Origin of the sequence: Vibrio ordalii ATCC 33509, from assembly GCA_000257205.1 — a bacterium.
Taxonomy (GTDB): Bacteria; Pseudomonadota; Gammaproteobacteria; order Enterobacterales; family Vibrionaceae; genus Vibrio; species Vibrio ordalii.
In genome coordinates, this window is the sequence record AEZC01000197.1 from 1 (window position 1) to 2,102 (window position 2,102).

Annotated in this window: 1 protein-coding gene; it reads left to right on the forward strand. The window is 41.3% G+C overall.

Annotated elements, in window-relative coordinates:
- Window positions 1-74: 74 nt before the first annotated feature.
- On the forward strand, window positions 75-2,075 hold the full coding sequence (locus VOR_RS0113300) for a M4 family metallopeptidase (protein WP_010320187.1): 2,001 nt from the start codon (window positions 75-77) through the stop codon (window positions 2,073-2,075).
- Window positions 2,076-2,102: the final 27 nt, after the last annotated feature.

Genomic DNA, 2,102 nt, shown 5'->3' on the forward strand with positions numbered 1-2,102 from the left:
CGTTGAGTTGAGTTATCCGTAACATAGATGGGCATTATGCATTTAAATACACAATAAAAAGACAAAGGTAAGCTATGCCTATTATTATATTAATATTATTGTCGGCCGTATTTTCGGTACAGGCTGCCAATTTAATTGACTATTCACAAATCGATCTCTCAAAGGTGATCAACGAAAATAATACAAAAGGATTCTCTGCTTCTTCTCGGTCACTTAGCTATCGTGATGCGAATGTCGTTAGAGTAGGACAGGAAACACTCGTTCGTAAACAGCAGCTCCATTATGGGCTTCCGGTCTACGGTCATTTTGTGGTCACAGATGTTTCTAATCGTGGTTTTGCAAAGGTAATTGATGGTCAAGTCTTAACGGGGATTGAATCAGATATTGGTTCAACTTTACCGATGATTAATGTTGACCAAGCAATCGATGCCGCCAAAGGAAAGCTACAAGGTATTACTGCTACAAGTGTGCAGGATGCACAGACTGAATTGATGATTTGGGTAGATGATCAGCAAACCGCTTATTTGGTCTATAAAGTCGATTTTCTCTCTAGGAACGGAATGACCCCATCTCGCCCAATCTCCTTAGTCGATGCTAAATCAGGACAAATACTTGATGAGTGGGAAGGGCTGACTTTTATTGAAGCCGAGGGCCCAGGCGGTAATCAAAAAAGTGGCCGCTACTACTTTGGTGCTAATACAAAATATGGTGGTTTCCAGGTTAGCAAAGACTGCCGCATGGATAGCGCTAATGTTGTTACGCTCAATATGAATAATCAACAGTATGGTGGATGGGTCCATCAATTTGATTGTCACGTTAACAACCATCGGGCTGTTAACGGAGCTTATGCTCCAATGAATGACGCTCACTACTTTGGCCAACGTGTTTTTGACATGTATATGGAGTGGCTCAATACTCGACCTATTCAGCAGAAACTCACTATGCGTGTTCATTACGGTTATAACTACGGTAACGCTTTCTGGGATGGTCGTCAGATGACCTTTGGAGATGGTAATCAATCAATGTATCCACTTGCGACGTGGGATGTGATTGCACATGAAGTGAGTCATGGCTTTACTGAGCAAAATTCAGGTTTAGAGTATCGTGGAATGTCTGGCGGGATGAATGAATCCTTTTCTGATGTTGCAGCCGCAGCATTAAGTGAATATGTTCATGGCAGCTTTAACTGGAAGATGGGTGAGCACGTGATGAAATATTCAGACGCGATGCGTTATTTCATTCGCTCAAGTCGAGACGGCAGTTCGATTGATCATATTAACCAGTATTATCAAGGTATAGACGTCCACCATAGCTCAGGAATTTTCAACAAAGCATTTTACCATCTTGCAACCAGCCATGGCTGGAATATTAAGCAAGCCTTCATTGCTTATGCAACGGCGAATCGACTATATTGGCGACCAAATTCAAACTTTCAGCAAGGTGCAGATGGCGTTTGCAAAGCAGCACATAAACTCGGTTATGAAAGCTCTGCCGTAAGCAGTGCCTTTGCTCAAGTTGGGATCCAAGTACAAAACTGTGGTTCAAGCCAACCAGAGCCTACTCCACAACCAGAACCTAACATTGTTACATTATCGAGTAATAAACCAGTAATCATCGATGCTAATTATGGTAATGAACAACATTATGTTCTGAAAAATATTTCAACAGATGAAGCCTCAGTTTATACATACCATGGTCATGGCAACGTTGATCTTTATGTAGCCATTAATAGACCTGCATCAGTGAATGACTTTGATTGCGTTTCTCGTAATCAGACTAATGACGAATATTGTGGTTTTAGTGGTATAAAAGGAACGGATATTTATGTATTAGTTACTGGCGCTGACCGTTCTGTAGATACTCACCTTGTTGTGATTGCAGAAGGTTTATTACCCGCTCCACCCGAACCTCAAGATTTATGTACGACTCTGAGCGAATGGTCGCCTTCTTATTACTACCCTACGGGTATGCAAGTTCAATACTACGGACATCGATTTACTGCAATTCAAGATAATTGGAGAGCCGATCCATTTGATAATTATTGGTATTGGAATTATCAAGTCAGTTGTAAGTAATTCAGTGGCTGTAAAGCTTATCTGAGC

Excerpts from the sequence above, each read along its gene's own strand:
- VOR_RS0113300 (WP_010320187.1), top strand. The coding sequence starts at position 75 with ATGCCTATTATTATATTAATATTATTGTCGGCCGTATTTTCGGTACAG.